This window comes from Alicyclobacillus dauci (genome assembly GCF_026651605.1).
Lineage (GTDB): Bacteria > Bacillota > Bacilli > Alicyclobacillales > Alicyclobacillaceae > Alicyclobacillus > Alicyclobacillus dauci.
The window spans coordinates 2,170,161-2,186,867 of sequence record NZ_CP104064.1; the positions used below are offsets into that span (position 1 = coordinate 2,170,161).

At 51.0% G+C, this 16,707-nt stretch carries 16 protein-coding genes and 2 tRNA genes; all 18 read left to right on the plus strand.

Annotated features, from left to right (window positions below; genetic code table 11):
- The 18 genes from NZD86_RS10860 to hemB all read left to right on the plus strand — a co-directional run bounded on the left by NZD86_RS10860 (position 1) and on the right by hemB (position 16,700).
- Positions 1-228, plus strand: coding sequence for a helix-turn-helix domain-containing protein (locus NZD86_RS10860; protein WP_268046552.1), 228 nt, complete (start codon positions 1-3; stop codon positions 226-228).
- A gap of 176 nt (positions 229-404) precedes the next feature.
- Positions 405-845, plus strand: a complete 441-nt coding sequence (locus tag NZD86_RS10865; protein ID WP_268046554.1) for a MarR family winged helix-turn-helix transcriptional regulator — start codon at positions 405-407, stop codon at positions 843-845.
- 29 nt (positions 846-874) lie between these two features.
- A complete protein-coding gene (murI, locus tag NZD86_RS10870; protein ID WP_268046555.1) occupies positions 875-1,726 on the plus strand; it encodes a glutamate racemase in 852 nt (283 codons plus the stop codon).
- Between the two features lie 12 nt (positions 1,727-1,738).
- Positions 1,739-2,329, plus strand: a complete 591-nt coding sequence (rdgB, locus tag NZD86_RS10875) for an RdgB/HAM1 family non-canonical purine NTP pyrophosphatase (RefSeq protein ID WP_268046556.1) — start codon at positions 1,739-1,741, stop codon at positions 2,327-2,329.
- On the plus strand, positions 2,326-2,853 hold the full coding sequence (locus tag NZD86_RS10880) for a metallophosphoesterase family protein (RefSeq protein WP_268046558.1): 528 nt from the start codon (positions 2,326-2,328) through the stop codon (positions 2,851-2,853). The genes rdgB and NZD86_RS10880 overlap by 4 nt, the downstream gene beginning before the upstream one ends.
- A 67-nt stretch (positions 2,854-2,920) precedes the next feature.
- Positions 2,921-2,994, plus strand: a tRNA-Gly gene (locus NZD86_RS10885).
- Positions 2,995-2,997: 3 nt separating this feature from the next.
- Positions 2,998-3,074: transfer RNA gene (locus NZD86_RS10890), tRNA-Arg, on the plus strand.
- Between the two features lie 209 nt (positions 3,075-3,283).
- A complete protein-coding gene (gene tig / locus NZD86_RS10895; protein WP_268046559.1) occupies positions 3,284-4,576 on the plus strand; it encodes a trigger factor in 1,293 nt (430 codons plus the stop codon).
- Between the two features lie 108 nt (positions 4,577-4,684).
- On the plus strand, positions 4,685-5,278 hold the full coding sequence (gene clpP / locus NZD86_RS10900) for an ATP-dependent Clp endopeptidase proteolytic subunit ClpP (RefSeq protein WP_268046560.1): 594 nt from the start codon (positions 4,685-4,687) through the stop codon (positions 5,276-5,278).
- Between the two features lie 87 nt (positions 5,279-5,365).
- Positions 5,366-6,640, plus strand: a complete 1,275-nt coding sequence (gene clpX / locus NZD86_RS10905) for an ATP-dependent protease ATP-binding subunit ClpX (RefSeq protein ID WP_268046561.1) — start codon at positions 5,366-5,368, stop codon at positions 6,638-6,640.
- A 119-nt stretch (positions 6,641-6,759) separates the two neighbouring features.
- Entirely contained in the window at positions 6,760-8,451 is a 1,692-nt protein-coding gene (lonB, locus tag NZD86_RS10910) for an ATP-dependent protease LonB (protein ID WP_268046563.1), read from the plus strand.
- A 112-nt stretch (positions 8,452-8,563) separates the two neighbouring features.
- Positions 8,564-10,999, plus strand: coding sequence for an endopeptidase La (lon, locus tag NZD86_RS10915; RefSeq protein WP_268046565.1), 2,436 nt, complete (start codon positions 8,564-8,566; stop codon positions 10,997-10,999).
- Positions 10,996-11,604: a ribosome biogenesis GTP-binding protein YihA/YsxC gene (gene yihA, locus NZD86_RS10920; protein WP_268046566.1), complete on the plus strand. Its 609-nt coding sequence runs from the start codon at positions 10,996-10,998 to the stop codon at positions 11,602-11,604. Before lon ends, yihA begins: the two co-directional genes overlap by 4 nt.
- A 161-nt stretch (positions 11,605-11,765) precedes the next feature.
- On the plus strand, positions 11,766-13,178 hold the full coding sequence (gene hemA / locus NZD86_RS10925; RefSeq protein ID WP_268046567.1) for a glutamyl-tRNA reductase: 1,413 nt from the start codon (positions 11,766-11,768) through the stop codon (positions 13,176-13,178).
- Positions 13,175-13,999 (plus strand): cytochrome c biogenesis protein CcsA, encoded by an 825-nt coding sequence (gene ccsA, locus NZD86_RS10930; protein ID WP_268046568.1) that lies wholly within the window; start codon positions 13,175-13,177, stop codon positions 13,997-13,999. The genes hemA and ccsA overlap by 4 nt, the downstream gene beginning before the upstream one ends.
- Positions 14,000-14,018: 19 nt before the next feature.
- The gene (gene hemC / locus NZD86_RS10935; RefSeq protein WP_268046845.1) at positions 14,019-14,954 is read left to right on the plus strand and encodes a hydroxymethylbilane synthase; all 936 of its coding nucleotides are present in this window, start codon (positions 14,019-14,021) and stop codon (positions 14,952-14,954) included.
- Positions 14,947-15,717 (plus strand): uroporphyrinogen-III synthase, encoded by a 771-nt coding sequence (locus NZD86_RS10940; RefSeq protein WP_268046569.1) that lies wholly within the window; start codon positions 14,947-14,949, stop codon positions 15,715-15,717. The genes hemC and NZD86_RS10940 overlap by 8 nt, the downstream gene beginning before the upstream one ends.
- Positions 15,714-16,700, plus strand: coding sequence for a porphobilinogen synthase (hemB, locus tag NZD86_RS10945; protein WP_268046570.1), 987 nt, complete (start codon positions 15,714-15,716; stop codon positions 16,698-16,700). The genes NZD86_RS10940 and hemB overlap by 4 nt, the downstream gene beginning before the upstream one ends.
- Positions 16,701-16,707: the final 7 nt, after the last annotated feature.

Consider the following 16,707-nt stretch of genomic DNA (forward strand, 5'->3'; position numbering starts at 1 on the left):
ATGTCTTCTGGTAAGGACGCGCGGGTGAAATCGTTGCTCACGAATCGCGAACGAGAAGTCTTCGAGCTCTTGGTTCAAGATAAGACGACTAAGGAAATTGCCGCGCAACTCTTCGTCAGCGAGAAGACGGTGCGGAATCACATCTCGAACGTGATGAAGAAGTTGAACGTGAAAGGTCGGTCCCAAGCGGTGGTCGAACTGGTTCGTCTGGGTGAGTTGGCGATTTAAACAAACACCCCTACCTCGTAGGGGTGTTTTGCGTCTCTCAGCATCTATATTTGTGGAACTCACCTAAGCGCGGACATGGAGCTAGCTTGCCACGGGCAGCGCTTGTTTACATGCATTGACCATGGAATTTGCCGAATGATACATTTAACGCATCCGGATCGAAGTGAGGTGTTCCCATGTCCAACCACTACTCGGAGCACGTTGTTGAAATTGAACATTATCTCCGTTCAGTCGCCGCTGCTGTGAGACGTAAAGGTCGGGCACTACTCGAAGAATATGGGATTACAGCACCACAATTCGAGGCTTTGGTCGTTCTTGAACGCGAGGGAGACTTGACCATAGGGGAATTGAGTAACAAACTGTACTTGGCCTACAGCACCACAACTGATTTAGTGGACAGATTGGAAAAATCGGGGTATGTCGAGCGGAAACGGTGTTCAAATGATCGGCGTGTCGTCTGGGTTCAGTTGCAACCCAAAGGGGCAAACCTGTTTGAGGCCGTCCTAAACGCCCGTCGTACATATCTCAATAATATTATGGCGGCTGTAGATCTGAATGCCCGTAAACAGATTCTTGATTCACTTGAACTGTTACATATGAATATGGCTACTCAGTAAACCGGGATGGAGCCGCAAGGAGCGTTACCATGAAAACTTCCCAACTACCCATCGGTGTCTTTGATTCAGGAGTCGGTGGGCTCACGGTGGCGCGTGCGATACAAACACAACTGCCATACGAATCAGTCGTTTATTTTGGGGATCGCGCAAGATGTCCATATGGTGATCAAGCGCCGGCAGATGTTCTGCGATATGCAGTCGAAATTACCCAATTTTTACTCGAACATCCAGTTAAATGTATTGTCATTGCGTGTAATACGGCAACCGCGGTGGCATTACCTACATTAAAAAGCATGTTTGACGTGCCGATCATCGGGGTCATTAAACCCGGTGCTCAAGCTGCGATCGAAGCGTCTCATAACGGGAATATTGGTGTCATTGGTACGAGTGTCACCATTGAAAGCCATGCCTATCAGGCTGCTATTCATGAAATTGCGCCGGACGCGAAGGTGATTGAACAGGCATGCCCCGCCTTTGTCCCATTGGTCGAACGCGGGTTATTTGAGGGTCAACTCGTTGAACAAACCGTTAGAGATTCCCTTGACTCGTTTCAAGGTTCAGATGTGGATACATTAGTGTTGGGGTGCACGCATTATCCTATGCTGTCAAATGTAATTCGTCGTGTTATGGGCCCGGCTGTTCGGGTCATCTCTTCCGCGGACGCCACAGCGGCTGGTGTAAGGGACATGCTGAAGTTTTTGGACATGGAAGGGCAGCGGGGAACAGCAAGCGATCATCGGTATTACACCACTGGAGACGAGGCTACTCTGCGTCTTGCACTGGCAAATTGGTTCGGAACCAAGGTAACGAGCGACTCCGTCAGACACGTTGCACTTCCGTTTCCACTTCATCCCGTTGTCAACCGGGCAGTTGTACGGTAGGAGGGGCATTCGATGAAACTCATTGTTGCAACACACAACCGACACAAGGTGGACGAGTTCCGGGAGTTGATGGATCAACTGGACTTGGACGTCGACATGTTGCCAAATGGTCTGCCTGACGCACCCGAGGATGGAGACACATTTTTGGAAAACGCCGAGCAAAAAGCTGTGTTTTACTCTCGATATGTAGATGACATTGTGGTTTCTGATGACTCTGGACTACAAGTTCCCTTGCTTGACGGGGAACCTGGTATTTACTCGGCGCGATATGCAGGTGTGCACGGCGACGACGCCGCGAACAACGCAAAGTTGATAGGACGTCTACACGAAAAGGGGGTACGTTTTGCTCCTGCCCGATTCGTTTGCGCTCTGTCTGTTTGTCGCACTGGAAAGGTACTTTGTTCGGTCGAGGGACACGTCGATGGTACGGTGTACGACATCCCGAAGGGAGCAAATGGTTTCGGTTATGATCCCTTGTTTGAGCCAACCGGACAGCCCCTTCGCTTTGCTGAAATGGCGAGTCATGAAAAGGCCCAGTATTCGCACCGGGCTGCTGCAGTACGTCTTCTGGCCGGAAGCCTTCGAGAGTTGCTGCGGATATGAAGTACTGCATTGTGAGTGATACACATCAAAACCTGGAAGAACTTCATGCCGCCTCACTCCTTGCTGGAGACGTCGATTTATTTGTTCATGCGGGTGATGAAATCGGTGACGCTAAATGGCTCGCACAATACATGAAAGTACCCGTAGTCGGCGTGGCCGGAAACTGGGATACGCCATCGGCTCTGTATCCGCTTGAACGAACGATTGAAGGAATTGTTCCAATATATCTCACACACGGACATCGGTTGAGAGTAAAAGAATCCCATGATATGTTGGTTGATCGGACACGACAAAAGAGAGCGAAAATTGCAATATATGGTCATACGCATGTCCCGGTAGCCCAGGTCATCGATGATATTCTCGTTATTAACCCGGGTAGCCTGTCGCAACCGAGGGGAGGCAGGCACCGTACTTACGTCGTTTTGACGGTGTTAGAGAAGGATTCCAAAGTAGTTTGCCAGGCCGAGTTATGGACTACGATGGGTGAAGTACTTTCGAAAGTTGCATTTGAAACCAAAAAATGATGGGCGATAAGAGTCTTGATATCGGTTGCCCTATCGTCTAAACTGTCAAAGGTAACATTGCCGAGACGCGGGTGTAGTTCAATGGTAGAACTCCAGCCTTCCAAGCTGGTAGCGTGGGTTCGATTCCCATCACCCGCTCCATAAGTCTCAGTAGCTCAGCTGGATAGAGCAACAGCCTTCTAAGCTGTGGGTCGGGGGTTCGAGTCCCTCCTGGGACGCCACGCGGGGAATTCTTGAGCATCCCATGTGGGATGCTCGATTCGCACATTTTGGTATATGTCTGCTCACCAGGCATTGTTCTGCGTGACTGGTGCGGTAGCGTGGTCTCATAGACAACCCCGTTAGCCGGGCTACATAGCGATGTGGTTGACGTACGAAGATTTAGATGGGAAGATTAGCCCGTCTATTGACTGTTGGGAGGAAGTAGTGCATGACAGCGAAGTGGGAGAAGACTGAAGCCAATGTTGGCGTTTTGGAAGTCGAGGTGGCAAGTGAACGGTTTGCAAGCGCACTTGATGCCGCCTTTAAGAAAGTTGTGAAGACGGTCACCATTCCTGGTTTCCGCAAGGGAAAAGTGCCGCGTAAAATTTTTGAAGCAAAATTCGGCATTGAGGCTTTATATCAGGATGCAGTCGACATTCTTTTACCGCAGGCGTATCAAGAAGCTGTTGAAGAATCGGGCATCGAACCGGTCGACCAACCTTCTGTGGATGTCGTTCAATTGGAAACGGGTAAGCCGTTTGTGTTTAAAGCAACCGTAACGGTTAAACCAGAAGTACAATTGGGTGAATATAAAGGTCTGGAAATCCAAGATAAGTCCTTTGAAGTGACAGACGAAACCATCAGCGAAGAAATCGAACAAGTCCTCAAGAGCCACGCTCAGATTGAAGTCGTCGAAGACGGTGAAGTGCAGAATGGTGACACGGTTAGCATCGACTTCCGCGGGACAGTCGACGGCGAGGCATTTGAAGGTGGGGAAGCCGAAAACTTCCAGCTCGAAATCGGTTCAGGTACGTTCATCGGTGGCTTTGAAGATCAACTCATTGGAATGAAGCCTGGGGAAGAACGTGATATCGAGGTCACGTTCCCATCAGATTATCACGTGAAATCTCTCCAGGGTGCAGTTGCAACGTTCCACGTTAAGCTGCATGACATTAAGCGCAAGGTTCTTCGCGAACTGAATGATGAATTTGTTCAAGAGATAAGCGACTTCGAAACGGTTGAAGAATACCGAAATGATCTTAAAGCTCGCCTGGAAGAACGGGCTAAGCAGGACCATGAACGGTATATCGAGGACGAAGTCGTGACAAAAGCAACGGAGAATGCGACCATAGACCTGCCAAAGGTCATGGTGGACCATGAAATTGATCACCAGATCAACTCGTTCGCGCAACAGTTGCAAATGCAACAGATTCCATTTGATGCCTACTTGGAATTCACGGGCACAACAATGGATGAACTTCGTGACCAGTTCCGCGAAGCTGCCGAGAAGAGCGTTCGAGTTGCTCTCGTCCTCGAAGCAATTACGAGTGCTGAGAACGTCGATGTAACTGATGAAGAAGTGGATGCGGAACTTCAGAAGGTGGCTGATAGTTCCGGATTGGACTTGGATCGTGTTCGCCAGCTGATGTCCGTTCGCGACCCGAACTTGTCATCTTTCCGAAACGATCTTCGCAACCGCAAGACCATTCAGCTCCTCGTTGAAAATAGCAAACTCGCCTGAAAAGAGTTACAATATGAGCAACTGAATGTTTTGGTGCACAGCAAGACAAGGTGACCTTCCGTCACCTTGTCTTGTCACACACTTGGCACTGAATAGGGAGGAAGCGGAATGAGTCTTATCCCGTATGTCATCGAACAGACGAGTCGTGGGGAACGCTCGTATGATATTTATTCTCGTCTTCTCAAGGACCGGATTGTCTTACTGGGAACAGCCATTGACGATAATGTATCGAATGCTATTGTCGCACAGTTATTGTTTCTGGCCGCTGACGACCCTGAACGAGACATTCAGCTCTACATCAATAGTCCGGGCGGTTCCGTTACAGCAGGAATGGCCATTTATGATACGATGCAACACATTCGTCCGGCAGTTTCCACGATGTGTGTAGGGATGGCTGCGAGCATGGGCGCTTTTCTTCTCGCGGCGGGAGAAAAGGGCAAACGGTACGCGTTGCCCAATGCGGAGATCATGATTCACCAACCCCTCGGCGGTGTTGAGGGCCAAGCGTCGGACATTCAGATCCATGCCGATTGGATGTTGAAGACGAAGAGGAAATTAAACCAAATTCTTTCTGAACGAACCGGTCAACCGTTAGACCGAATCGAACAGGACACGGATCGTGACAATTTCATGTCCGCCGAAGAGGCGTGTGCGTATGGATTAGTCGATGAGGTTCTAATGAAAGGGTCGCCACAAAGCTAAACATGCTCATGTTTGGTTGGAAGAGAACTGATTCGTTTTGTAATCTGCTCTTAATGTGGTAACCTCGACTTGGGGAGGGAACATTGCATGTTCAAGTTTAATGAGGAAAAGGGCCAACTGAAATGCTCCTTCTGTGGGAAAACGCAAGAGCAGGTTCGCAAGTTGGTTGCCGGTCCCGGCGTCTACATCTGTGATGAATGTATTGAATTGTGCAACGAAATAGTTGAGGAACAGCTGGGTGAAGAAGACAACTTTGAACTCAAGGACGTGCCCAAACCAACTGAAATCAAATCTATTTTGGACCAGTATGTAATCGGACAAGAGATGGCTAAACGGTCGTTGTCCGTTGCTGTATACAATCACTACAAGCGGATTAATGCCGGCTCACAAAAGAGTGACGACATTGAGCTTGCAAAGAGTAATATCATGTTAATTGGTCCCACGGGTAGCGGTAAAACGTTGTTGGCCCAAACGCTGGCTCGGATTCTCAACGTGCCATTTGCGATTGCAGATGCAACTTCCCTCACCGAGGCTGGGTATGTAGGTGAAGACGTTGAAAACATTCTTCTTAAGCTGATCCAAGCGGCTGACTACGACATCGAGAAGGCCGAACGCGGCATTATCTATATCGATGAAATCGACAAGATTGCTCGCAAATCCGAAAATCCGTCGATTACCCGCGATGTGTCTGGTGAGGGCGTCCAACAGGCGTTGTTGAAGATTCTTGAGGGCACGGTTGCCAGTGTTCCGCCGCAAGGTGGTCGTAAACATCCCCATCAAGAGTTCATTCAAATTGACACCACGAATATTCTCTTTGTTTGTGGTGGCGCATTTGACGGAATTGAACCGATTATTAAGCGCCGTCTCGGCAGTAAAGTGATCGGCTTCGGCAGTGCAGCGGGTTCACAAGAGACGAAGGACAAGGGCATCATGCACCATGTCTTGCCTGAGGATCTACTGAAATTTGGTCTGATTCCGGAGTTTATTGGTCGTCTGCCTGTCGTTACGACTCTAGATGCACTCGACGAAGAGGCTCTCAAGCGGATTTTGACGGAGCCAAAGAATGCGCTGGTCAAGCAATTCCAGAAGCTTTTGGACATGGACAACGTCGTATTAGAATTTCACGAGGATGCACTCTCGACCATCGCAAAGGAAGCCATTCGTCGTGGTACGGGGGCACGTGGTCTTCGGGCCATTATTGAGGCCATCATGCTCGATGTCATGTACGAATTGCCATCGCGAGATGACATTCAAAAGTGCATCATTACGAAGGAAGCAGCTCTGCACGAAGATTCGCCTATTGTTCTCAAGAAAGACGGAAGTACCATTCCGTTTACACGTAAATCCGAAGAGACTGCATAAGTTCAAAATTTGGCATCAAAGCGGCACCCATTTGGGTGCCGCTTTTCTGTTTATGTCATTCGCTTGGGGGAAATACTGGTCATATTGTTTTGGGACAGCATGGGAGGGACAGATAATATATGACTGCAAGTATCCTCGCAGCGATTCAAGTGTTTTTTGCAATCGTGATCGGGCTCTATTTTTGGAATCTGCTGAAGACACAGAACCACAACAAGAATGCTATCGAGCGTGAATCACGCAAAGAATTGGATAAATTACGTCGGATGCGTTCCGTTTCTCTGTCTGTTCCGTTGGCGGAAAAAACGCGTCCTGCCTCGATTGACGATATTGTCGGACAAAAGGAGGGGGTTCGGGCACTGAGGGCGGCGCTCTGTGGACCGAACCCGCAACATGTCATTGTCTACGGTCCGCCAGGGGTAGGGAAGACGGCTGCTGCTCGCGTGATTTTAGAGGAGGCGAAAAAGAACCCAGCGTCGCCGTTTCGTGCCGAGTCGAAGTTCATCGAATTGGACGCGACAACAGCACGCTTTGACGAGCGTGGTATTGCGGATCCGCTGATTGGCTCTGTTCACGATCCGATATACCAGGGAGCTGGGGCCATGGGTGTCGCGGGCATTCCACAGCCAAAACCAGGCGCCGTAACCAAGGCACACGGGGGCATGTTATTCATTGACGAGATTGGCGAGTTGCACCCTATTCAGTTGAATAAATTGCTAAAAGTCTTGGAAGATCGCAAGGTATTTTTGGAGAGTGCCTATTACAGCAGTGAGGACAACAACATTCCGGTCCACATTCACGATATCTTTCAAAATGGTTTGCCTGCGGACTTTCGTTTGGTGGGTGCCACGACGAGATCGCCTGATGAACTACCTCCAGCTATCCGATCACGGTGCGTTGAGATCTACTTTCGATCTCTGACGCATGATGAAGTTTACCAGGTCGTTGTGGGGGCCGCAGAAAAACTCGGGATGCCTATTGCAGAAGGTGTTGCGCAAGAGATTACTGGTTATGCAACAAACGGGCGCGACGCCGTGAATATCGTACAAGTTGCAGGCAGCGTGGCACTTTGTGAGGGACGGAACGAGATTTGCCTGGAAGACGTCGAGTGGGTCATTCAATTTACACACATGAGTCCAAGGCCGGAACGAAAAATTGGTAATGAGCCACAGGTTGGTGTCGTAAACGGTCTTGCAGTCACGGGACCTCAGTCTGGAATGCTCCTGGAAATCGAAGTAACGGCAGAGGCAACCGAGGATGGCAAGGGGCATGTGCTCATTAATGGCCTCGTCGAAGAGGAGACCATTGGTGGTCGAGATCGCAGTATGCGCCGCAAGAGCATGGCGAAAGGCTCGCTTGAAAACGTCTTGACTACCTTGAAGAAGATGTTTGCGATTGACTGTGACAACTACAATTTGCACATCAATTTCCCTGGGGGAATGCCTGTCGATGGGCCCAGTGCTGGGATCGCTATGGCTGTGGGGATCTATTCCGCTATCACTGGACGAACGGTCCTGAATACGATTGCAATGACAGGGGAACTCTCAATCCGTGGCCTGGTTATGCCCGTCGGTGGCGTGCCGGCCAAAGTAGAGGCAGCACGCGAGGCCGGAGCGAATGTCGTCCTGATTCCCAAGGCCAATTGGCAAGAGACATTTCGACACATTGTTGGCGTCAAGGTTGTACCGGTTGATAAACTGGAGGATGTGATCCGGTTGGCAATTGTGGGTGGGCTGGAAACTGACTTGTCAACTATGCGGACTGAGATCGCGACGAGTAGTCTAGAGAGTGGATTGTCATCAGCACAAGGGTAGTCTGCGGAAGTGGAATGACCGGGTTCTCGACGGCCGGATATTAGACTTCGCCATCGCCATTCTGTACAATTAAGTCCAATCCACGGGAAAGCATATAATCGGAGGTGAGGAGATGGCAATCGATCACGCTGAAACAATCGAACACAAGGGCACATATCCCCTTTTACCATTGCGCGGTCTGCTAGTCTATCCCTCGATGGTGTTACATTTTGATGTCGGACGCCCGAAGTCTGTCAAGGCGCTCGAACAGGCGATGGTGGATGACCACCTGATCGTTTTAGCATCGCAGGAAGACGGGCAGGTTGACGAGCCCGAAATTGCGGATCTGTACCGCGTGGGCACGTTAGCACGCGTGAAACAAATGATGAAACTTCCGAACGGTACCATTCGCGTGTTGGTCGAAGGTCTATCGCGTGCCGAGATACTGGATTTTGTTCAGTCTGATGAGTATTTCGTCGTGAATGTTGAGATTCATGATGACGTGGAAGACGTTCCAGTGACCACGGAAATGGAAGCGATGATGCGCTCCATCTCACAGCAGTTTGAGCAATACGTCAAACTCTCGCGCAAACTAGACCAAGAAACATACGCGGCTGTCATCGATATCGAACACCCAGGTCGCTTCGCGGATATGGTTGCTTCGCACCTTCCTCTCAAGGTGAAGGAGAAGCAGGATATCCTTGAGTCGTTTGATATTCAGTCGAGAATGGAACGGTTGCTTCAGATTTTGTCTGATGAGCGAGAGGTGCTGGAACTTGAGCGCCAAATCCATCAGCGTGTTCGCAAGCAGATGGAGAAAACGCAGAAGGAATATTATCTTCGCGAACAGATGAAAGCCATCCAGCGAGAATTGGGTGATAAGGAGGGGCGTACGGGCGAGATCGAGGAGCTTCGTGCGAAGCTTGAAGAGAAGAAATTACCCGACGATGTTTACGAGCGCGTGGATCGCGAAATCTCCCGGTTGGAGCGAATCCCTTCCTCGTCGGCTGAAGGAACTGTTGCACGTACATATATTGATTGGCTTTTGGCATTACCGTGGACGGAGAAAGCAAAGTCCGTTGTAGACTTGGCCCGTGCACAAAAAATCCTTGACGAAGAACACTACGGTTTGGAAAAGATCAAGGAACGCATTATTGAATTCATGGCTGTTCAAAAACTCGTCGATAAGCAGGCTGGTCCGATTATTTGTTTATCCGGTCCCCCTGGTGTGGGTAAGACATCACTCGCGAGGTCCATCGCAAAGTCGCTGAAGCGTCCGTTTGTGCGTGCTTCACTGGGCGGAGTCCGCGACGATGCGGAAATTCGTGGCCATCGTCGTACATATATCGGTGCCATGCCAGGGAGAATCATTCAGGGCATGAAGCAAGCAGAAGTGAACAATCCTGTGTTCTTGCTGGACGAGATCGACAAGATGGCCAGTGATTTTCGCGGCGATCCGGCAGCGGCGATGCTGGAAGTTCTCGACCCGGAACAAAACAGCACATTTTCAGACCACTATGTGGAAATTCCGTACGATCTGTCGAATGTGATGTTTATCACCACGGCAAACAATTTGTACGAAATTCCGGGGCCACTGCGGGATCGAATGGAAATCATTCAGCTGTCTGGCTACACGGAAATCGAAAAACTGCATATTGCCAAGGGGCATTTGTTGCCGCGTCAGCGTGAGAAACACGCCTTGAAGGGTGACAGACTTCGCATATCGGATGATGTGCTGTTGGAAACGATTCGTCACTACACGCGTGAATCAGGTGTTCGTCAATTGGAACGGCTCATTGCGACCATTTGCCGCAAGGTGGCAAAAGTCGTTGCCTCCGGCGAGCAGAAACGGGTTTCCGTGACGTCGTCGATACTGGAATCTTTCCTCGGGCCGCACAAGTTTGAGTACGGCCGCATGGAAGAGGAAGACCAAGTCGGTGTGGTCTCAGGGCTGGCCTGGACCGAAATGGGCGGAGACATGCTCACCATTGAGGTATCGGTTGTTCCGGGTAGCGGTAAGGTTGTGCTGACGGGGCACCTCGGTGATGTCATGAAGGAAAGTGCGCAAACAGCGCTTTCATATGTTCGATCACGGGCACGTCAATTAAACATTCCGAGTGACTTTCACGAAAAGGTCGACATCCATGTCCACGTTCCGGAAGGTGCCATTCCCAAGGATGGTCCATCGGCTGGTATCACCATGGCGACGGCTATCGCGTCAGCACTGACCAACCGTCCTGTCCATCACGATGTGGCGATGACGGGTGAAGTGACATTGCGTGGACGGGTGTTGCCAATCGGCGGCTTGAAGGAAAAGAGCTTGGCTGCTCATCGAGCGGGCATCAAGACGATTCTGATGCCGAAAGGCAACGAGAAGGACTTGGTGGATATCCCGGAAGCGGTACGCGAACAAGTTAAATTTATTCCAGTCGCCCAGATGGATGAGGTTTTGAGTCTCGCCTTGGGTTCTGAAGCTGCACTAGATGAGAATCATCCTTTGCACAACGAAGCGTGGTTTGCTGACTTGTTCTCGGATGGCAAATACGGTGGAGAGGAAGCTCATCAGTGATCATTCGCAGTGCAGAGTTCGAAATCAGTGCCGTTCGGCCCAATCAATGGCCGGAAGGCGGTCTACCTGAGTTTGCATTTATCGGTCGGAGCAATGTCGGGAAATCGACATTGCTCAATCGACTGTTGGGGCGGAAAAATTTAGCCCGAACTTCGGGGCAACCAGGCAAGACTAGACAGATTAACTTTTTTGCTATCAATAAGCTGTTTAGATTTGTTGATTTGCCAGGCTACGGGTACGCGGCAGTGAGCAAAACTCAGCGTGCCCAGTTTGCTGAGATGATTGACAAGTACCTGACGGAACGGGAACCGCTGGTTCGGATTGTTCAATTAGTTGACATTCGCCACGAACCATCTAAGGATGATATTTCGGTACACGAGGGGCTCCGCGGATTGGATGTTCCGCTGATGGTGATCGCGACAAAAATGGATAAGATATCCAAATCGAAAGTGGATTCGCATGTCAAAGTGATTCGCAAAGCACTTCAAACGGACGTCCAAATCTATCCCGTCTCTGCAGAAAATCGAGTGGGGCTTGACGTCATATGGGAACGCTTTGAAAATGACATGGCACCCTATCTTCCCGCGGTTGACGAGCAGTCTTAAACAGGTGCTCCGCTGCGCCCTTGCTTAGCGCAGGTCGGACAACCTATGGCAAGGAAGCAGCCTATTGCGCAGGAATCGACAAATAGGTTTCACATTTGTTTCCTGCGCTGCGATTTACAAAAGTGTATAATGACGGTTGGACAAGAAAGGGGGGACGTACAATGCACATCGTAGTACTCGGTATGAATCACCGAACGGCGACAGTTGAACTGCGTGAACGTGTGAGCTTAGGGACAGATGCCCTTCAACATGTGTTGACGCAGTTACGCGAGTCTCGGACTGTGATGGAGAGCATTGTGTTGTCAACCTGCAACCGTACAGAGATATACGCACTCGTGAACAGTGTACGAGCGGGTCATGATTACTTACTTACAGTACTGTCCGGTACATCCGGTATAGATAAAGAAGAAATTGACCAGTCAACCTATTTCATTCAAGGCGAGCAAGCCGTTGCACATGCAATGCGCGTCGCGTCTGGACTGGACTCCGTGGTCATTGGAGAGACGCAGATTCTTGGACAAATGCGAACCGCCTTTCAAGAGGCATTTGAGGCGGGAAACACGGGTGCCATGTTCAACCGTCTGTTCAGAGAGGTCATTCACGTTGGCAAGCGTGCACAGGCCGAAACAACAGTAGGACAGACACCGGTATCGGTGAGTTATGCGGCTGTGCAATTGGCTTGCAAAATATTTGGCGACATTTCCAGTCGCCGCGCCCTTGTGATTGGCGCTGGACACATGGGCTTATTGGCACTTCAGCATTTACAAGCTCAAGGTGTGGGTGCGCTCGTCCTCGCGAACCGTTCCCCGGACAAGGCCAGAGATGTTGCGCGGCAGGTGGGGGCCGAAGTAATTTCCTTAGCCGATGTCAGCTCGGTGTTGGAAAACGTAGACATTGTCGTTTCGGCAACCAGTGCGCCTGGATATATCGTGCGAGAGGCCGAGGTTCGCGATGCCATGAAAGCGGGACGTGGCCGCTCTGTTATTTTTCTTGATATCGCGATGCCCAGGGATATTGATCCGGTAATCAGTTCTGTTCCAGGGGTCTATCTCTACGATGTCGACGATCTCGACGGGGTTATCGATGCGAATTTACAGGAGCGGAAGCGTCAGGCCGTCATCATCGAATCGATGATTTCGGAAGCGGTGGAGGCTTTTTCAAACTGGCTGACGGAACAAGAAGTGGTTCCCCTCATTACGGCACTGCGTGCCAAGGGTGAATCCATTCAGCGGGATGTCATGGAGAGCTTGCTGCGGAAGATGCCGGAGCTTTCCGAGCGGGATCGGAAACTGCTGAATAAGCACACGATGAGCATTGTCAATCAACTGCTACGGGATCCCATTCAAAATGTCAAAGAACTGGCTCTGGCCTCAGGTGACACGGAGTACGTTCACATGTTTGCTGAGCTGTTTGGCATCGACCAGGACATCTTAAAGGCGCAACAAGTGATTTCTCCAACGCACAGTGAAGTGGACGCAACGCGAGGAAGTTTTGTGGAACTCTTTCAGCGGCTTCGTGGTGAAACGGATCGCTTAGCGGGTGACAAGCGTGTCTTGCACCCGGTGTTGCGGTGAGCGATTTGTCTGCAGTTCGTTTGCTGTATGATGCGACCTTGATTTTTTATGCCGTGAGTTTAACGCTGTTTTTCAGCGACGTGCTGCAACCTCGTCGAAGCGTGAATCGCTCGGCAGTCGTGTTGCTGTTCGTCGCCTTTTTGTCTGTTACTGGACTTTTATTTGAAGAGTTTCACATGCTACATGTTTTACCGGCCTATACGCGGTCTAACTTGATGCTCCTCATAGCCTGGATGATGCTCGTGACGACACTCGTTCTGGACACCTTCTTTCGAATTGGCCTGGTGTTGTTTTTCACCAACGTGCTCGGGTTTGTCATCGTGCTGGTTGCGGGATATCGCCAGGGAGCGGACGAACTCAGGTGGTTCCCGAACCAGGATCTGCTCCTGCTGCACGTGGTCTTGGCAATGCTCTCGGAAGTCGCGTTTTCCTTTGCGTTTGTGTTTGCTGTCATGCACATTTTGCAGGAGGGCAATCTGCGCAAGAAACGGTGGAACCGCTGGTTCATCCTGTTGCCTTCGCTCGGCAAGCTTGATTCACTCTGCCTCATCACTGCGTCGACAGGGTTTTTTCTCTTGTTCGCCGGGATGGCTGTGGGAGATTTGTGGGGCAAGCTTGTTTTAGGCCAGTGGATTGTCTGGTCACCAAAGCCTATCGCCTCCATCGCAACTTGGATGATGTATGGCGTGTACCTGGTTTTACACGGGCGGTTGAGGCCAAATATCCGGGGCTTGATGCGATACCAGGTGATCTGTTTTGTGGCGACGATAGTCAATTTGGTCGCGATTGGAAACGTCTCGCCGTTTCACCATGGGGTTTGAAGAGAAAGGTAGTGATGACATGCGCAGAATTCGCGTTGCTTCGCGCACAAGCCAATTGGCCATGACCCAGACAAAGTGGGTGATAGAAGCGCTTCGGGCGAGACGGTCCGACTGGTCTTTCGAGATTGTTCCCATAACGACCAAGGGAGACAAGGTTCTCAATGTGACGTTGTCAAAGGTTGGGGGAAAAGGGCTGTTCGTCTCAGAAATTGAGGATGTTTTGACGCAAAATCAAGCAGACCTTGCTGTTCACAGTTTAAAGGACGTCCCCTACGAACTTGCCGAGGGTCTTGCACTTGCGGGTATTCCTGCAGGCGAGGATCCACGCGATGCGCTCATATCTCACCGCGGATTGACGCTTATGGAACTGCCACAGGGAGCTGTCGTTGGCACCTCCAGTCTACGTCGCGCAGTGCAGTTGAGGAGTCAGCGACCGGATTTGAAAATCGAGCCGTTGCGTGGAAACATCGATAGCCGCTTACGGCGTGCAGAAGCAGGCGAGTTTGATGCAATTGTCCTCGCTGCGGCAGGGCTTTTGCGGATGGGATGGGCGGACAAAGTCACTGAGTATCTGTCGACTGATGCTTGCGTTCCGGCAGTTGGACAAGGGATTCTCGGCGTCGAATGCAGGAACCTGGACGAAGAAGTACGTGCAGAGCTTGAGGCGTGGACGGATGCGGCGACTCTCCGCCGAGCTCGTGCGGAGCGGGCTCTGTTAAAGAAGCTTCAAGGCAGTTGTCAAGTCCCGCTGGCAGGGTATGCCGAGACTCGGCAGGACGATTCCATTGTCCTGACCGGGCTTGTTGCGAATCCGGTTGGGGATGGTATGGTTCGGAATCAATTGACCGGTACGGATCCGGAACAGCTCGGGTATGAATTGGCAAATAACCTGCTTGATTTGGGTGCCGACGAATACCTGGCGGCCGCGAAGAGAGATGCGCGGGAAGGTGAGTAAGCAAAAACCGATTGCGGTCATCACGCAGTCTGGTGAGCGTGGAGAGGCTTTGACAGCTCGGCTCCGCGACTTGCATATTGCGAGTCTCCACATTCCATTGATTGAAACCGTTGTGTATTCGGCGGATCGAATTCTCGCTCAGATGGCAAACCTGCCGGAGAGCGTAGACGGTTGGCTCCTTACATCGGCAACGGCCAGTCGCGTCTTCCGATCATTCTACTTGAGTCACCCCGATTGGAAGTGGGGGAAGCCCATTTGCTATTGTATAGGGGAGACCACCGCATCTGAATTGCGGGCTGTGGGGCTGGACGCAAGGTGTTATGAGGATGTGCGGAATGCGGAAGGCTTGGCGGATCAGTTGATTCGGGGCGATGGGCGAAAAACTCGACAGTACGTGTTTTTCCGCGGGGCGAAAGCTCGTGGGGTACTCCCCCTGCGACTTCGACGTGCGGGACACGGCGTGTCGGAGGTCGTCGTCTATGAGACGGCTGGTCGATCGCTAAACGATGCCGAGTCGTGGCGAAACAGGGAGATCTTGTGGGTATTATTTAGTCCCTCTGGTGTCCAGTCGTTAATGGCTAGTTTGCCAGATTTGCGCTTGCTAGTGGAAGGACGAAAGCACTATGTCGTTGCGTTTGGAAGAACGACAGAAAAAGCGCTGGCTGCGTCTGGCGTGGACGTTATATCAGTGCCAAACGAAACCACACATGAAGCACTAATAGCAGCCATTCGAAGTTGGCTTGAACAGTTTAGAGAGGAATGATAACCATGACTTTTGATAGACATCGTCGCTTGCGTGCCAATGCGGGCATCCGTTCACTGGTTCGCGAGCATCGCGTAACGGTAAACGATTTAATATACCCCATGTTTGTTGAGGAAGGGCTAAAGGGTACGTCGGAGATTACATCCATGCCGGGTGTCATGCGCTATGGATTGGATGAATTTCGCAAGGAGATCGTTCGTCTGTCGTCACTGGGCATCCCGGGCATCATCTTGTTTGGTATACCCAGCGAAAAGGATGAGTTGTCGTCCTCGGCTTACGCAGATAAGGGCATCGTTCAAGAAGCGGTGCGCGCCGCGAAAAGTGAAAATCCCGATCTCGTCGTCATGACGGACGTTTGCCTTTGTGAGTACAATCCAGCTGGCCACTGTGGGCTTGTCCGCGACGGCAAAATTGTCAACGACGACTCTGTGCAGCTTATCGCTAAGACGGCTCTGTCACACGCTCAGGCGGGGGCAGATATCGTTGCGCCGTCCGATATGATGGACGGTCGTGTACAGCGGATTCGCGAGGTGTTAGATGATAATCAACTGACAGATGTGAGTATCCTGTCGTATGCGGTCAAGTATTCATCTGCGTTCTACGGTCCATTCCGTGAAGCGGCCGACTCGACACCTGCGTTTGGTGATCGCAAGTCATACCAAATGGATCCAGCTAATGCTCGTGAGGCACTCCGCGAAGCGGAATCGGACGTCATGGAGGGTGCGGACATGCTCATGGTGAAACCTGCTCTGTCCTATCTAGACGTTATTCATCGCATTCGGGAGACGTTTACTCAGCCGGTTGCTACGTACAACGTCAGTGCAGAATACAGCATGGTAAAGGCTGCTGCGAAGGCTGGATGGATTGACGAACGGGCCATTGTCATGGAGATGATGACGTCGTTCAAACGCGCTGGCGCTGATATCATCTTGACGTACCACGCACCGGATGTCGCACGCTGGTTGCGTGAAGAGAACGCATAATAGACGA

Bases quoted from the DNA above. Each gene is read 5' to 3' on its own strand.
- NZD86_RS10860 (WP_268046552.1), top strand. From the start codon at position 1: ATGTCTTCTGGTAAGGACGCGCGGGTGAAATCGTTGCTCACGAATCGC.
- NZD86_RS10865 (WP_268046554.1), top strand. From the start codon at position 405: ATGTCCAACCACTACTCGGAGCACGTTGTTGAAATTGAACATTATCTC.
- murI (WP_268046555.1), top strand. From the start codon at position 875: ATGAAAACTTCCCAACTACCCATCGGTGTCTTTGATTCAGGAGTCGGT.
- rdgB (WP_268046556.1), top strand. From the start codon at position 1,739: ATGAAACTCATTGTTGCAACACACAACCGACACAAGGTGGACGAGTTC.
- NZD86_RS10880 (WP_268046558.1), top strand. From the start codon at position 2,326: ATGAAGTACTGCATTGTGAGTGATACACATCAAAACCTGGAAGAACTT.
- tig (WP_268046559.1), top strand. From the start codon at position 3,284: ATGACAGCGAAGTGGGAGAAGACTGAAGCCAATGTTGGCGTTTTGGAA.
- clpP (WP_268046560.1), top strand. From the start codon at position 4,685: ATGAGTCTTATCCCGTATGTCATCGAACAGACGAGTCGTGGGGAACGC.
- clpX (WP_268046561.1), top strand. From the start codon at position 5,366: ATGTTCAAGTTTAATGAGGAAAAGGGCCAACTGAAATGCTCCTTCTGT.
- lonB (WP_268046563.1), top strand. From the start codon at position 6,760: ATGACTGCAAGTATCCTCGCAGCGATTCAAGTGTTTTTTGCAATCGTG.
- lon (WP_268046565.1), top strand. From the start codon at position 8,564: ATGGCAATCGATCACGCTGAAACAATCGAACACAAGGGCACATATCCC.
- hemA (WP_268046567.1), top strand. From the start codon at position 11,766: ATGCACATCGTAGTACTCGGTATGAATCACCGAACGGCGACAGTTGAA.
- hemC (WP_268046845.1), top strand. From the start codon at position 14,019: ATGCGCAGAATTCGCGTTGCTTCGCGCACAAGCCAATTGGCCATGACC.
- hemB (WP_268046570.1), top strand. From the start codon at position 15,714: ATGATAACCATGACTTTTGATAGACATCGTCGCTTGCGTGCCAATGCG.